General features: G+C 65.7%; 12 protein-coding genes. 6 read left to right on the forward strand and 6 right to left on the reverse strand.

Annotation, left to right across the window (positions count from 1 at the left end):
- Window positions 1–137: 137 nt before the first annotated feature.
- Window positions 138–1094, reverse strand: a complete 957-nt coding sequence (locus tag BKX98_RS12325; RefSeq protein ID WP_073707447.1) for a YafY family protein — start codon at window positions 1092–1094, stop codon at window positions 138–140.
- A gap of 104 nt (window positions 1095–1198) precedes the next feature.
- Here BKX98_RS12325 and BKX98_RS12330 point away from each other — a divergent pair, with 104 nt between their 5' ends.
- Complete coding sequence (locus BKX98_RS12330; protein ID WP_198934378.1) at window positions 1199–1744, forward strand: DinB family protein; 546 nt, start codon at window positions 1199–1201, stop codon at window positions 1742–1744.
- Here BKX98_RS12330 and moaA read toward each other — a convergent pair.
- Window positions 1741–2781 (reverse strand): GTP 3',8-cyclase MoaA, encoded by a 1041-nt coding sequence (moaA, locus tag BKX98_RS12335; protein WP_073707448.1) that lies wholly within the window; start codon window positions 2779–2781, stop codon window positions 1741–1743. The two genes, BKX98_RS12330 and moaA, sit on opposite strands and share 4 nt — an antisense overlap.
- Before the next feature lie 134 nt (window positions 2782–2915).
- Here moaA and modA point away from each other — a divergent pair, with 134 nt between their 5' ends.
- From modA to BKX98_RS12360, 5 genes are read left to right on the forward strand one after another with little or no spacing between them, the layout of a single operon-like run.
- Complete coding sequence (gene modA / locus BKX98_RS12340) at window positions 2916–3695, forward strand: molybdate ABC transporter substrate-binding protein (RefSeq protein WP_073707449.1); 780 nt, start codon at window positions 2916–2918, stop codon at window positions 3693–3695.
- On the forward strand, window positions 3688–4494 hold the full coding sequence (locus BKX98_RS12345; protein ID WP_038992369.1) for an ABC transporter permease: 807 nt from the start codon (window positions 3688–3690) through the stop codon (window positions 4492–4494). The genes modA and BKX98_RS12345 overlap by 8 nt, the downstream gene beginning before the upstream one ends.
- Complete coding sequence (locus BKX98_RS12350; RefSeq protein ID WP_052253896.1) at window positions 4491–5243, forward strand: ATP-binding cassette domain-containing protein; 753 nt, start codon at window positions 4491–4493, stop codon at window positions 5241–5243. Before BKX98_RS12345 ends, BKX98_RS12350 begins: the two co-directional genes overlap by 4 nt.
- Window positions 5240–6487, forward strand: a complete 1248-nt coding sequence (gene glp / locus BKX98_RS12355; RefSeq protein ID WP_073707450.1) for a gephyrin-like molybdotransferase Glp — start codon at window positions 5240–5242, stop codon at window positions 6485–6487. Before BKX98_RS12350 ends, glp begins: the two co-directional genes overlap by 4 nt.
- Entirely contained in the window at window positions 6484–7356 is an 873-nt protein-coding gene (locus BKX98_RS12360) for an NTP transferase domain-containing protein (RefSeq protein ID WP_073707451.1), read from the forward strand. Before glp ends, BKX98_RS12360 begins: the two co-directional genes overlap by 4 nt.
- Window positions 7357–7421: 65 nt before the next feature.
- Here BKX98_RS12360 and narI read toward each other — a convergent pair whose 3' ends face one another.
- From narI to BKX98_RS12380, 4 genes are read right to left on the reverse strand one after another with little or no spacing between them, the layout of a single operon-like run.
- Window positions 7422–8189, reverse strand: a complete 768-nt coding sequence (narI, locus tag BKX98_RS12365) for a respiratory nitrate reductase subunit gamma (RefSeq protein WP_073707452.1) — start codon at window positions 8187–8189, stop codon at window positions 7422–7424.
- Window positions 8186–8884, reverse strand: a complete 699-nt coding sequence (gene narJ / locus BKX98_RS12370) for a nitrate reductase molybdenum cofactor assembly chaperone (RefSeq protein WP_073707453.1) — start codon at window positions 8882–8884, stop codon at window positions 8186–8188. The genes narI and narJ overlap by 4 nt, the downstream gene beginning before the upstream one ends.
- Window positions 8881–10518, reverse strand: a complete 1638-nt coding sequence (gene narH / locus BKX98_RS12375) for a nitrate reductase subunit beta (protein WP_073707454.1) — start codon at window positions 10516–10518, stop codon at window positions 8881–8883. Before narH ends, narJ begins: the two co-directional genes overlap by 4 nt.
- Complete coding sequence (locus tag BKX98_RS12380) at window positions 10515–14234, reverse strand: nitrate reductase subunit alpha (protein ID WP_073707455.1); 3720 nt, start codon at window positions 14232–14234, stop codon at window positions 10515–10517. The genes narH and BKX98_RS12380 overlap by 4 nt, the downstream gene beginning before the upstream one ends.
- Window positions 14235–14341: the final 107 nt, after the last annotated feature.

Raw genomic sequence — 14341 nt, forward strand, 5'->3', positions numbered from 1 at the left:
TCACCAGGTTGACGCTTCACGGTTCAACAAGCCCACGTTTCGTGGTCTGTTCATTGCGCGCGGCCTCCAGGCCAGCGAGCAATCGTACGGCATTTTTCGGCGAGCACAGCAGCTAGCTGGTTTCGACAGCTGGAATTCTACGTGCCAGGCTCTTGTGCAAGTCTGGCCGACCATTCCGACAGCAACTCCCGCAATTCCTTTGGCTGCACCTCGCTGACCGGTGCTTCGCTCAGCGCCAGCCCGAAAGCCGCCCACCGCAAGTCGGCATTCTCCGTGCGCACCATGCAACTGCGGTCATCGATCGGATCGATCTCGAACCACCGGCCAATGAGGGGTGCCAGCGCTTTCGCGCTGGAGTGCACCCGTGCGCTGACTGGTTGCACTCCGGAGCCGCGCAGCCCATTGCGGACAAACTGGGCTGCATCGCCGCCGGGGATCTGCCGCGGCGCAAAGCGCAACGCCCGCGGATCTGCGTTCTCGGCGCGGTCCACGCGGAAGCTGCGCCAATCATCGCGATCCAGATCAAAGGCCACCAGGTAGTAGCGGTTGCCGACATTCACCAACTGGGCCGGCTCGACCCTGCGCGAGCTGGCAACTCCCTTGGCATCCTTGTAGTCGAAGGCGATTCGTTCATGGTCGCGGCATGCCTGGGCAAAAGCCACCAGAACTGCCGGGTCCACGGAATCAGGTGAGGACGACGGGGAGTTCAGCGGGACGGTGCTGGAAGCCAGCGCTTGCACCCGCTGCCGGAGCTTGGACGGCAGCACCGGGACCACCTTGGACAGGGCACGCAGCCCCGCCTCCGCAAGCGCATCCTCGCCGCCGTGGACCGTCGACTGCAGTCCGACAACCAGCGCGACCGCTTCCTCGTCGTCAAGCACCAACGGAGGCAGTGCGGCGCCAGAAGACAGCTGGTAGCCGCCGCCCACACCGCGATCCGCCTGCACCGGGTAGCCCAAGTCGCGCAACCGGTCGATGTCGCGGCGAACGGTGCGCAGGCTGACGTCCAAGCGTTCAGCCAGCTCGTCCCCGGACCAGTAGCGGTGGGTCTGCAGCAGGGACAGCAAACGCAGGAATCTGGTGCTGGTACTCATGCAACAAGTCTGCCTTGATTTAGGACAAAAAATGGCACTTTTGGCTTCTACTCTGGTTACTACCAGCTGGAAATACCCGCTGCAGCTTATGCCAGGAGGAAACCATGAGCACCATGGCCAACACCAACACCACCCTCACCGGGGAACGCGCCGACCTGTTCCAGGCCCTTGCCAATGCCCGGCATTTCCTGCGGTTCACCACCCAGAACCTCACCGATGAGCAGGCAGCTACTCGAACCACCGCCAGCGAGCTGACCCTCGGCGGGCTGATCAAGCATGTGACCGGAGTCGAGCAGCAATGGCAGGAATTCATGGTCAAAGGGCGGGCCGCCATGGCCTGGGACGGCATCGACTTCTCCGAACCGACCTCGGAGATGATCGAAGCCTTCCAGAATGAATTCAACATGCAGCCACACGAGACGTTGGACGAGCTCCTGGAAAACTACGCCCTGATAGCCGAGCGCACCGATGCCCTGCTGGCAGAAATCGATCTGGACACGGTTTACGAATTGCCCTCTGCCCCGTGGTTCACCGACACGCACTGGTCGGTGCGCCGCACTTTGCTGCACATCATTGCGGAAACCACCCAGCACGCCGGGCATGCGGACATCATCCGCGAATCCCTGGACGGGCAGAAATCGATGGGCTAGCCCCCGATGTAGGACATTTCGATGCGCTTGCGGTTCCCCGGGGTCAGCGCGGCCCTCAGCTCGGAGTAGTTGTCGTTGCGCTTGCGCCAGTGTCCGGCCAGTGCGTTGGCCAACTCCTCATCGCTGATGCCGTCGCGCATCAGGGCGCGCAGGTCATAACCGGAGCCGGCGAACAGGCAGGTGTACAGCTGGCCTTCGGCCGAGACCCGGGCGCGCGAGCAATTGCCGCAGAAGGCATTGGTGACACTGGAGATCACGCCGATTTCCCCGGCGCCGTCGGTGTAGCGCCAGCGGTTGGCGGTTTCACCCGGCTCGGTCTTGCTGACCGGTTCCAGCGCCCAGCGCTTATTGACCATGGCCACAACCTCGGAAGAGGGCAGCACCTCGTCCAGCTTCCAGCCGTTGGTGGTGCCCACATCCATGTATTCGATGAAGCGCAGGATCGCACCGGTGCCGCGGAAATGCTCGGCCAGCGACAGGATCTCCGAATCGTTGACCCCGCGCTTGACCACCGTATTGATCTTCACCGGGCCCAGGCCCACCTCTTGAGCCACATCGATGGCGTGCAGCACCCGGGAGACAGGGAAATCCACGTCATTGATCGCCTTGAACTTCTCGTCATCCAGAGAATCCAGCGAGATGGTGACACGGCGCAGCCCCGCGTCCTTGAGCTTCTGGGCCATGACCGGCAACGCCGAGCCGTTGGTGGTCATCGCCAAATCCACCGGCTGTCCCTCGGGGGTCTTCAGCTTCGAAAGCATGCTAACCAGGTCCACGATTCCGCGGCGCAGCAGCGGCTCGCCTCCGGTCAGGCGCAGCTTGGTGACCCCCAGCGAAACGCTGATACGAGCCAGCCGCTCGATTTCCTCGAAGCTGAGCAGCTCGGAGCGCTCGCGGAAGACGAAATCGCGCCCGAAGATCTCCTTGGGCATGCAATACACGCAGCGGAAATTGCAGCGGTCAGTCACCGAGATCCGCAGGTCGTGCAGGGGCCGTCCACGGGCATCGCCCAGAGCGCCGGCCGCTTGTGCTTTCATACTCTCCACAGTAGCTTCCGGCATCCTCGCGTGGAAGACGGTTAACCTGAAAGTAACAAATCAGCTACGCAAATGGATCGGCATGGCAGGTGCGACGGTAGCATTGGCACCAGCCCCGATTTCAAGGAGAACCCATGCAGCACCGCCCTTTCCCACGGTTCCGAGCCCTTGCCGGGCTGGCGGTGGCCGTGCTGGCGGTGGCGGGCTGTTCGGCCAGCACCCCATCCGAGGATGCAGCAGCCGAACCCATCACCATCTCCGCGGCGGCCTCCCTGCAAAGCGCCTTCGAGCAGATCTCCGAAGAATTCAGCGCAGAACACCCGGAGGTGCAGATTTCCAGCATCTCCTACGACGGCTCCTCGACCCTGGCCACGCAGATCCTCGAAGGCGCCGACGTGGACGTCTTCGCCTCGGCCGATGAACGCAACATGTCCGAGGTAACCGAGGCCGGGTTCGGCCACGAGCCGGTGATCTTCGCCAGCAACACCCTGGTGATCGCGGTGCCGCAGGACAACCCGGCGGATATCGATTCGCTCGATGACCTGGCGCAGGCCACCACGGTGCTGTGCGCGCAGCAGGTGCCATGCGGCTCGGCCTCCCGCCAGCTGCTCGAAGACCAAGGGGTTCAGGTGACCCCGGCCAGCGAGGAGCAGAACGTCACCGCGGTGCTGCAGAAGGTGGCCGCCGGTGAAGCGGATGCCGGGCTGGTCTACGCCACCGATGTGCTCAACGAAGAGAACGTCGCCTCGATTGTCCCGGACGGAGCCGAGGACGTAGTGAACACCTATCCGATTACGACGCTCGGCGAGAATCCCGGCGCGCAGGCGTTCATGGATTTCGTGATCAGCGAGCGCGGCCAGCAGATCCTTGCCGAGCACGGCTTCGGCACCGGCGCTGAGCAGGCCAATGGCTAGCGATACCGGGGTACGGGTTCCCGGCTTCGCCATCGCTCCGGCCCTGCTGGGCGTCGGGCTGCTGGTGCTTCCGCTGCTGGCGCTGATCACGCGCGCCAGCTGGGCCACGCTGGTGGACGATGCAACCAGCCCCCAGGCCCTTTCGGCGCTGTGGCTGAGCCTGCGCACCGGGGTGGCGGCCACCGTGCTGTGCGTGCTGCTTGGCGTGCCGCTGGCGGTGCTGATGGCCCGCAGCCCAGCCCGGATAGCCCAGCTGCTGCGCGCGCTGATCGCCGTCCCGCTGGTGCTGCCGCCGATGGTAGGCGGTGTCGCCTTGCTCTTCCTCTTCGGACGCACCAGCCCCATCGGCGAATTCATCGATTCCCTGTGGGGGATCACCCTGCCCTTCTCCACCGCGGCGGTGGTCATCGCCCAGAGCTTCGTGGCCCTGCCTTTCCTGGTGCTCTCCGTGGAGGGCTCGCTGCGAGCCGCCGGGGCCGGCTACGAGCAAGCCGCCGCCACCCTGGGTGCCGGACGCTGGATGGTGCTCACCCGCATCACCTTGCCGCTGGCCGCCCCGGGCCTGGTAGCCGGGGTGATCCTGTGCTTCGCGCGGGCCATCGGCGAATTCGGGGCCACCGCGCTGTTCGCCGGCAACGCGCCGGGCATTACCCAGACCATGCCGCTGGCCATCTACACCGCATTCAACGGGGCCGGCACCGGACGGGATTCCGCGGTCGCCCTGTCGCTGCTGCTGCTGGCCACCGCCGTGGTGGTGCTGCTGCTGGTGCGCGCCTGGCGTCCGGGGGCCTTGAAATGACACTGGAGGTTGCCCTGCGCGTGCCGCGCACCGGATTCGACGTGGACGTCGAATTCCAGGTGCCTGCCGGCAGCACGCTGGCGATGATGGGACCCAGCGGCTCAGGCAAGTCCACCATCGTGCATGCCATCGCCGGGATCCAGAAGATTGCCGCCGGGCGCATCGAGCTCTCCGGCACCGTGCTGGCCGATGCGAAGCAGCACCGCCCGCCGCACCTGCGCGAGGTCGGCCTGCTGGGCCAGGACCCGCACCTGTTCCCGCACCTGGATGCGCTGAAGAACATCGCCTTCGGCGCCCGGGCCGGGGGACTGGACAAGGCTGCCGCCAAGGCCGCGGCCGCCGAATGGATCGCGCGGCTGGGCCTGGAAGAAATCGCCACGCACCGGCCCGAGGCCCTCTCCGGCGGCCAGCGCCAGCGCATCGCGCTGGCGAGGGCCTTGGCCGCCGCGCCCAAGATCCTGCTTATCGACGAGCCGTTCGCTTCGCTGGATGTCGAAGCCGCCATGGACATGCGCGCGCTGGTGCGCGAAGAGCTGGAACGCACCGGAACCAGCGCCATTGTCGTCTCGCATTCGGCCGCCGACGCCCTGGCGCTCGCCGATGACCTGCTGGTGCTGGAGCGCGGAAGAATCATTGCGCAGGGAACGGTGCAGCAGGTTTTCGCTGAACCTGCCAACCGCTTTGTGCGTGCGGTGGCGGCCACCTTGCCAGCACAGCATCCGATGAGCATCCAGGAAGAGCAACCATGAGTACCGGCATCCAACCAGTGGAACTTGAAGTGCACCGTGAGCGGCTTTTGTCGCAGGCTGTGCCGTTGGCCCCGCGGCAGATCGAGGTGGCTGGAGGCTTCGCCGCCCTGCACGGTGCGGTGCTGGCCGAGGATGTGTGCTCCACGCATCCGTTGCCGTTATGGGACAACTCGGCAATGGACGGCTATGCGGTGCGCTCGGTGGATACCGCTGCAGCGCCGGTTGCGCTGGACGTCATTGGCGAAGTGCCGGCCGGAAGCGGCTGGGACCCGAAACTGGAACCGGGCCAGTGCGTGAAGATCATGACCGGTGCCCCGATCCCGAGTGATGCCGATGCGGTGGTGCGCATCGAGGACACCTCCGCCGCGGTGACCGGCTGGGATGCGGCGACCGTGCAGATCCACGTGCCGGTGCAGCCGGGCAAGGACCTGCGCCGCCGCGGCGAGGACAAGGCCGCAGGCCAGCCGGTGGCCCATGCCGGCGAGCAGCTCACCGCCGCCCGTCTTTCGGCCCTGGCGGCCGCCGGGGCCAGCCGCTTGCCGGTGCGCACCGCTCCCAGGGTGGCGGTGCTGATCACCGGAGCGGAATTGCTTGAACCCGGCACAGCGCTGTCGCGCGGGCAGATCCCGGAAACCAACTCGCTGCTCATGGCAGGGCTGCTGGCCGAATCCGGCATCCAGGCAACCACCGTGGTGCACTGCGTGGATGACACCGCAGCGGTCCGCGAACAGCTTGAGGTGCTCGGCTCCACGCATGACGCCATCCTGAGCACCGGGGGAGTCGGCCCGGGCGCCTATGACGTGATGCGCCAGGTGCTGGATGCCGAACCCGGGGTGCAGGCGGCCCGGGTGAAGATCCGCCCCGGCCAGCCGCAATGCGCTGGACGCTTGCAGGCCGGAGCGATGGTCTTCGCCCTGCCCGGCAACCCGGTCAGCGCAGCGGTCAGCTTCGAATTATTCGTGCGCCCCTGCCTGCGGGCCATGCAAGGGCACCGCGAGGTGCTGCGCCCAACCTTGCGCGCCATCGCCGCGGTGGGCTGGAAAGCGGCGGCCGGACGCCTGCAAGTCATTCCCGTCATCTTCGAGCACGGGGAACAACTGCGGTGCGCCCCGGCAGTCCAAGCCAGCAGCATCTCCCACTCGGTGGGCGGCTTCGGCGCCGCCGAAGGCTATGCACTGGTTCCGGCTGGCGTCGACCGGGTCAACCCGGGCGATGAAGTCGAAGTACTGAGGATGATTCCATGAGCGCCGCACAGCTTCCCGGCTTCAACGCCCTGGTGCTGGCCGGCGGCAGGGGCACGCGTCTCGGGGGCGAGGCCAAGGCCGAAATCCAGCTGCACGGCCAGCGCCTGGTTGACCGCGTGGTTGCCGCAGCCCGCAAAACCGGCGCACGACGGGTGGTTGTGGTTGGCCCGGAATCCACCGGTACCCAGGCCGATTCCGTGATCCGCGAGGACCCGCCATTTGCCGGTCCGCTGGCGGGAATCGCCGCTGGACTTGCCGAACTTGCTGGCAGCGTCCACGCGGAATGGACCATGGTTCTGGCCTGCGACCTGCAACGGCCGGCCGCTGTGGCCAGCGCGCTGCTGACGGGCTTCGGGCAACGCGCAGACGACGGCCTGCTGCTGGTTGACGCGGAAGGACACACCCAATGGCTGGCAGGAATCTACCGCACTTCGGCACTGGCGGCCATCTGCGCCCAGCTGGGCGCGGACCTGGTCAATGCCCCGGTGCGCCGGGCTTTGAATCAGCTGCAGTTGGCGCGGGTGCAGGTGGATGATGGAATCAGCAGTGACATCGATACGCCGCAGGCGCTGGAAAGCGCCCGCATGAACCGAAGGGAAGCCATGGCACAGCATCTGCCGCCAGAAGCATTGAACGATTGGCTGGAAGCAGCCGCCAAGGAATTGGGCTTGGACTCCGGCGAGGTGGACATCGCCACCGTGCTTGATGTTGCCAAGCATGTAGCCCACGAGGTTGCCCGGCCAGCAGCCCCGCTGAGCACCTTCCTGCTCGGACTGGCCATGGGCAGCGGCAAGGGTGAGCTTTCTGGCTTATCCGAGCAGCTGGTCTCGCGCGCCCACCGCTGGGCTGACGAGCACCCGGACGAATAGCCTAGTCCGGCTGCTCGCAGCCTCCCCGGAATCGCAATTCTCCGGACAGCCGGCAACCCGCGGTGCTACCGGCTGCGCCGGCCGCGGGTCTGCGGCGGCGTGGTGATTGGATCCCAGCCGCGGCGGATCGGACGGCTGCCGGCGCCACGGGAATCATCCCGCGAGCGGTACACGATGTAGGGGCGGAAGAAGTACGGGATCGGCGCCGAGAACACGTGCACCAGCCGGGTGAACGGCCACAGCGCGAACAACAAGCAAGCGGTGATCACATGCAGCTGGAAGAAGAGCGGCACCTCCAGCATCATTTCCGGGTGCGGCTGGAAGATGATCATCTGCCGGATCCACGGCGAGATCGATTCGCGGTAGGAATAGCCTGGCCCGAAGACCTGGTACACGACCGTCGCCAAGGTGCCGAAGAACAGCGTGGCTCCCAGGAACACGTACATGATCTTGTCCATCGGGGTCGTGGCGAGGAAGACCGGGCCCACCGTGCGGCGGCGGTAGATCAGGATCGCCAGGCCGGCCAGCGTCAGGATGGCCGCCGCGGTACCGAGCCAGGTGGCGCCGAGGTGGTAGATGTGCTCGTTGATCCCGATGGCGTACAGCCATTCGCGTGGAATCAGCAGGCCGACCACGTGCCCGGCGATCACCATCAGGATGCCCAGGTGGAACATGGGCGAGCCCCAGCGTAGCAGCCGGTTCTCATAGGTTTGGCTCGACCGCGTGGTCCAGCCGAATTTGTCGTAGCGGTAGCGCCAGATATGGCCGACGATGAACACCACCGCGCAGGCATAGGGCAGCACGACCCAGAGCAGAATCGCTGACGTACTCATCCGTTCCCCCTCGGGCTGAATGGCGGAAGATTTCCCAGGAAGGACAATCCGACGGTTTCCGTCGGCGGTCCCTCGCTGACCAGGGCCAGCACCCGTTCCTGGGTTTCCTGGTCGACTGGCGGCAAGGACAGGGTGACGCAGCGGACCAGCGGCGCCCAGTGGCTGTCCATGGATTCCAGCGCCGCGCGCAGCACCTCGATGCCCTCGATGTGCGCCGCGAGCAGTGCCTCGGCGATCGGGTCATCGCTGCGTGCGGAGAATTCCAGCACGGCCGGCAAATAGTCCGGCAGCTCCTCGGCCTCGAATTCCCAGCCCGCGGCCCGGTAGGCCTCGATGAAGGTCACCAGCGCGGTGCCGCGCTTGCGGGTATCCCCGGTGGCGAAATAGCTCAGGTACAGGCTGCACTTGCGCTTCAAATCGAAGGTCTGCACGTAGCGGCGCTGCACCTCGGCGGCACCCAGCTCGGTGGAGGCATCGATGAACTCGGCCAGCAGGCCGGCCAGCGGCTTCGGCACCGCACCCAGATGGCGCTCCAGCTCCGGCAGCCGGGCGAACCATGCAGCGTCCGGGTAATCCAGCAGCAGGGAGACCAGCATGTGCACCTGGGCGCGTTCCCCGCGGGCCATGGGAACCGGTTCGAGGGCGCCCGGCAGCCGGCGGCGCGGGGTGCCCCGGTTGAACAGTCGTGGAATCACTTTTCATCCTCCGGTGGAAAGAGTCCCTCGGGCCGGCCGTTGCCGTCCCAGTTCAGCAGGTTCACGCGTCCCGGGCTGGAAGGCCGGTCCGCGGTCTGCCGGTTCTTCAGCGAGTGGAAATTCTCCACCGCCACCGGCACCGACTCGCCCGACGAGGAGCCGAACGGGCCTGCCCCGCCCATGCCGGGGCCGCCCTCGAAGTCCAGCGAGCAGCCCATTTCCTCCAGGTCGTGCGCCTGCTCGGCGTGGGCCGGCGGGATCACGTAGCGTTCCTCGTACTTGGCGATGGCCAGCAGCCGGTACATTTCCTCCATGGCCGGCCCGTCCATTCCCACCGCCAGCGCGATTGACTCGTCACGGACATCATCCAGCGAAACGCCGCGCATGTAGGAGCGCATGGCTGCAAGCTTGCGCAGGGCCAGGTCCACCGGGGCGGTGTCCCCGGCGGTGAACAGCTCGGCCAGGTAGCCGATCGGGATGCGCAGCTTGTCGATGGCGGCGAAGAGGTTGTTGGCGTCCTCGCCGTCGTTGCCGGTATTGGTGACCACGTCCACTACGGGGGACAGCGGCGGGATGTACCAGACCATCGGCATGGTGCGGTACTCAGGGTGCAGCGGTAAGGCCACCTGGTAGTCGCGGATCAGCTTCCAGATCGGGCTAGCCTGGGCGGCGGCGATCCAGTCTTCCGGGATGCCTTCGGCGCGGGCGGCCTCGATGACTGCCGGGTCGTTCGGGTCCAGCAGGACATTGCGCTGGGCGTCGAGCAGCTCGTGCTCGTTCTTGACGCTGGCCGCGGCGGCTACCGCGTCGGCATCGTAGAGCACCAGTCCGAGGTAGCGCAGGCGGCCTACGCAGGTTTCGGCGCAGACGGTCGGCAGCCCGACTTCCACGCGCGGGTAGCAGAAGGTGCACTTCTCGGCCTTGCCGGTGCGGTGGTTGAAGTAGACCTTCTTGTACGGGCAGCCGGAGACGCACATCCTCCAGCCGCGGCAGGCGTCCTGGTCCACCAGCACGATCCCGTCCTCGGCCCGCTTGTACATCGCGCCCGAGGGGCAGGAGGCCACGCAGGAGGGGTTCAGGCAGTGCTCGCAGATGCGCGGCAGGTAGAACATGAAGGCCTTCTCGTATTCGGCCTTCACCTCTTCGCTCATCTTGGCCAGCAGCGGATCCTGGTCCATGGTCTCCAGCGAGCCGCCCAGGTTGTCGTCCCAGTTCGCCGACCAGCCGATCTTCATGTCTTTGCCGGTGAGCAGCGACTTCGGGGTGGCTACCGGGGTGTGCTCGCCGGAGGGCGAGTTCAGCAGCATGTCGTAGTCGTAGGTCCACGGCTCGTAGTAGTCGTGGATCTCGGGCAGCTTCGGGTTGGAGAAGATGCGGCTGATCTTCTTGAAGCGCCCGCCATCGCGCAGGGTCAGCCGGCCGCGCTTGTTCAGCGTCCAGCCGCCGCGCCATTTCTCCTGGTCCTCGTAGGTGCGCGGGTAGCCCACGCCGGGACGCGTCTCGACATTGTTGAACCAGACGTACTCCACGCCGGTGCGGTTGGTCCATGCCTGCTTGCACGTCACGGAGCACGTATGGCAGCCGATGCACTTGTCCAGGTTCATCACCATGGACATCTGGGCCATGACCTTCATCGGTACTGCACCTCCTGGTTGCGGCGGCGGATCGTGGTGACCTCGTCGCGCTGGTTTCCGGTGGGTCCGAGATAGTTGAACGCCCAGGCCAGCTGGCCGTAGCCGCCAATCAGGTGGCTGGGCTTCATCAGGATGCGGGTCAGCGAGTTGTGGATGCCGCCGCGCTTGCCGCTGGTTTCCGCGATCGGCACATCCACCGTGCGGTCCTTGGCGTGGTACATGTACACCGTGCCCTCGGGCATGCGGTGCGAGACGATCGCGCGGGCCACCACCACGCCGTTGCGGTTGTAGGACTCGATCCACTCGTTGTCCTTCACCCCGATCTTCGCCGCGTCTTGCGGGGACATCCAGATGGTGGGCCCGCCGCGGGAGAGCGAGAGCATGAACAGGTTGTCCTGGTACTCGGAGTGGATGGACCACTTCGAGTGCGGGGTCAGGTAGCGCACGGAGACCTCGGCATTGCCCGACTCATGCTGGCCGGTGGCGCCCAGCTTGGCGTCGTTGAACAGCCGGTGCATGTCCAGCGGCGGCCGGTAGACCGGCAGCGACTCGCCCAGTTCCTGCATCCAGTCGTGGTCCAGGTAGAAGTGCATCCGCCCGGTCAGCGTGTGGAAGGGCTTGAGCTGCTCGACGTTGATCGCGAACGCGGTGTAGCGCCGGCCGCCGTGCTCCGAGCCGGACCACTCCGGTGAGGTGATGACGCTGCGGGGCTGGACCTGCACATCGTGGAAGGAAATCCGCGAGCCCTCATGCTCCTCGGCCAGGAAGGCCAGCTTCTGCCCGGTATGCTCTTCGAGCTGCTTGAAGCCCGCGGTGGCCAGGCGCCCGTTGGAGGTGCCGGAGAAGGCGAGGATCATTTCGCAGGCCTTCTTGTCGGTGTCCAGCAGCACCGCGCCGGTGGCCGAGACCCCGTTGGCGTGCTTGAGCGCCTCGATCTCAGGCCCCACGCGGTAATTGATGCCCTTGGTGACCATGCCCAGTTCCTGCGTCAGGGGACCTAATGTGCTCCATTGCCGGTAGAGGTTCGGGTAGTCGCGTTCCACGACCTTCAGCTTGGGCATGCTCAGTCCCGGAACCAGCGGAGCGCCCTGCGCCACCTTGCCCTTGACGGTGGCCATGGCATCGGGGGTGTCATGCTGCAGCGGGGACGCCACCAGGTCCTTGCGCACACCCAGGTGCTTGGCGGAGTACTCGCCGAAGCGCTTGGCCATGGACCCGAACAGCTCGAAGTCGGTCTTCGTCTGCCATGGAGGAGCAATGGCCGGGTTGAAGGAGTGGATGAACGGATGCATGTCCGTCGAGGACAAATCGTATTTCTCGTACCAGGTGGCCGCCGGGAAGACCAAGTCGGAGAACAGCGTCGTGCTGGTCATCCGGAAATCCGCGGTGGCCAGCAGATCCAGCTTGCCTTCCGGCGCCTCATCGTGCCAGGCGATGTCCGCCGGGCGGTGGCCAACGGCAGCTTCCGGGGCGCGTACCGACGCATCGGTGCCCAGCAGGTGCTTGAGGAAGTACTCATTGCCCTTGCCGGAGGAGCCGAGGATGTTAGCCCGCCAGATCAGCACGACCCGCGGGAAGTTCTCCGGAGCGTCGGGGTCCTCGCAGGCGAAGGACAGCGAGCCGTCGTTCAGCGAATCGACGACATGCGCCGCCGGATCCTTGCCGGCCGCTTCGGCCTCATCCACCAGGTCCAGCGGATTGCGGTTGAAGGTCGGGTAGTCCGGCATCCAGCCGCGCTTGATCGACTCGACCAGGCAGTCCGCGGTGGTGCGCCCGTCGAATTGGCCCTTGGCCAGCGGCGAGGCCAGCTGGTTGGCCGGCAGGCCGTCGTAGCGCCACTGGTCGGTTGCCAGGTACCAGAAGGCGGTGCCGATGGTGTGGCGCGGCGGGCGGTTCCAGTCTCCGGCCGAAGCATATTGCTGGTAGCCGGTGAGCGGGCGGACCTTTTCCTGGCCCACATAGTGCGCCCAGCCGCCGCCGTTCACGCCCTGGCAGCCGGTCATCATGGTCAGCGCCAGGAAGGTGCGGTAGATCGTGTCCGAATGGAACCAGTGGTTGGTGCCGGCACCCATCAGGATCATCGAGCGGCCGCCGGATTTCTCTGCGGTATCGGCGAATTCGCGGGCAATGCGGATGGCCTGCTCTGGCGGGACCCCGGTGTGCTCTTCTTGCCAGGCCGGGGTGCCGACGGTGGAGGCGTCCATGAAATCAGTTGGCCACTGGCCGGGAAGGGATTCGCGGCCCACACCATACTGGGCGAGCATCAAATCGAAGACCGTGGTCAGCGTCTTGCCGGCAAGCTGCACCACCGGGACACCACGCTGCACGACGCCCGAGCCTCCGGCATGCTCCTGGCCGGCCTCCGGGGCCAGATCGAAGCGCGGCAGGTTGATTTCTGCCGTTGCGCCATCCCAGCTTTCCAGGTCCATGACCGACAGGGCAGGGGTGATATCGCCCAGGTCCAGATTCCACTGCCCCTTGTCCTGTTCGGAGTAGCGGTGGCCCAGGGTGCCGCGCGGAACCCGGGCGTTGCCATCCATGTCCAGCAGGGCAGGCTTGAAGTCGGCGTTCTGTTCCTCGGACAGCCCGAGGTCGGTGGCGGTGAGGAACTTGCCAGGCACCGGGGTGCCGGTGGCCGCATCGATTTCCACCAGGAACGGGGAATCGGTGAAGCGCAGCATGTAGTCCTCGAAGGCCTTGGTGCGCTTGTCGACGTAGTGCTCCTTGAGGATCACATGCCCCATGGACAAGCCCAACGCCGCATCGGTGCCGGGCTGCAGGGCCACCCATTCGTCGGCGAACTTGGTGTTGTCCGTGTAGTCCGGTGATACCGTGACCACCTTGGTGCCTTTGTAGCGAGCCTCGGCCATGAAGTGCGCATCCGGGGTGCGGGTCACCGGCACATTGGAGCCCCACATGATCAGGTACTGCGAGTTCCACCAGTCGGCCGATTCCGGCACGTCGGTCTGGTCGCCGAAGACCTGCGGGCTGGCGACCGGAAGATCTGCGTACCAATCGTAGAAGGAGAGCATGGTGCCGCCGACCAGATTCATGTAGCGCGAGCCGGCCCCATGGGAGACCATCGACATGGCTGGGATGGGGGAGAAGCCTGCAATGCGGTCCGGCCCGTACTTCTTCACCGAATAGACCTGCGCCGCACTGGCGATTTCCAGTGCTTCATCCCAGGTGGTGCGGATCAGCCCGCCCTTGCCGCGGGCCTTCTTGTAGCGCTTGGCCTTGGCAGGGTCCTCGACAATCGATGCCCAGGCATCGACCGGATCCGGGTGCTCCTGCTTCGCGCTACGGTACAGCTCGGCGAGCACATCGCGGATGTAGGGGAAGCGCACGCGGGTCGGGGAGTAGGTGTACCAGCTGAACGCCGCGCCACGCGGGCAGCCGCGTGGCTCGTATTCGGGGGAGTCCGGGCCAACCGAGGGATAGTCGGTCTGCTGCGTTTCCCAAGTGATGATTCCGTCTTTGACGTAGACCTTCCAGGAGCAGGAGCCGGTGCAGTTCACCCCGTGGGTCGAGCGCACCACCTTGTCATGGGACCATCGGTCCCGGTAGAAGACATCGCCCTTGCGCCCTCCCTGGAGGAACATGGCACGCAGGTCGTCACTGGTGTCACCGCGGCGCAGGAACTTTCCCATCGAAAGCAGTGAATCAGCAATCGGTCCATCAGTGGCAGGCTGAGTGTGGTTTGGACTATCGCTCATTGCCGGATCTCCTCCAACTGTGGCTAGTATCCCTAGCTTCGTCTTTTGGATCGCGAGTTTCAAGAGTATTTTCCAGAATTATCCGTTAATGTTTTTCCCTGTCATTC

This window comes from Glutamicibacter sp. 0426, from assembly GCF_001906485.1.
GTDB lineage: Bacteria > Actinomycetota > Actinomycetes > Actinomycetales > Micrococcaceae > Glutamicibacter > Glutamicibacter nicotianae.

What these genes read in the sequence shown, in the direction of transcription:
- moaA (WP_073707448.1), bottom strand. Translation starts at nt 2,781, where the DNA reads ATGAAAGCACAAGCGGCCGGCGCTCTGGGCGATGCCCGTGGACGGCCC.
- narH (WP_073707454.1), bottom strand. Translation starts at nt 10,518, where the DNA reads ATGAAGGTCATGGCCCAGATGTCCATGGTGATGAACCTGGACAAGTGC.
- BKX98_RS12380 (WP_073707455.1), bottom strand. Translation starts at nt 14,234, where the DNA reads ATGAGCGATAGTCCAAACCACACTCAGCCTGCCACTGATGGACCGATT.
- modA (WP_073707449.1), top strand. Translation starts at nt 2,916, where the DNA reads ATGCAGCACCGCCCTTTCCCACGGTTCCGAGCCCTTGCCGGGCTGGCG.
- BKX98_RS12330 (WP_198934378.1), top strand. Translation starts at nt 1,199, where the DNA reads ATGAGCACCATGGCCAACACCAACACCACCCTCACCGGGGAACGCGCC.
- glp (WP_073707450.1), top strand. Translation starts at nt 5,240, where the DNA reads ATGAGTACCGGCATCCAACCAGTGGAACTTGAAGTGCACCGTGAGCGG.
- BKX98_RS12360 (WP_073707451.1), top strand. Translation starts at nt 6,484, where the DNA reads ATGAGCGCCGCACAGCTTCCCGGCTTCAACGCCCTGGTGCTGGCCGGC.
- BKX98_RS12345 (WP_038992369.1), top strand. Translation starts at nt 3,688, where the DNA reads ATGGCTAGCGATACCGGGGTACGGGTTCCCGGCTTCGCCATCGCTCCG.
- BKX98_RS12325 (WP_073707447.1), bottom strand. Translation starts at nt 1,094, where the DNA reads ATGAGTACCAGCACCAGATTCCTGCGTTTGCTGTCCCTGCTGCAGACC.
- narI (WP_073707452.1), bottom strand. Translation starts at nt 8,189, where the DNA reads ATGAGTACGTCAGCGATTCTGCTCTGGGTCGTGCTGCCCTATGCCTGC.
- BKX98_RS12350 (WP_052253896.1), top strand. Translation starts at nt 4,491, where the DNA reads ATGACACTGGAGGTTGCCCTGCGCGTGCCGCGCACCGGATTCGACGTG.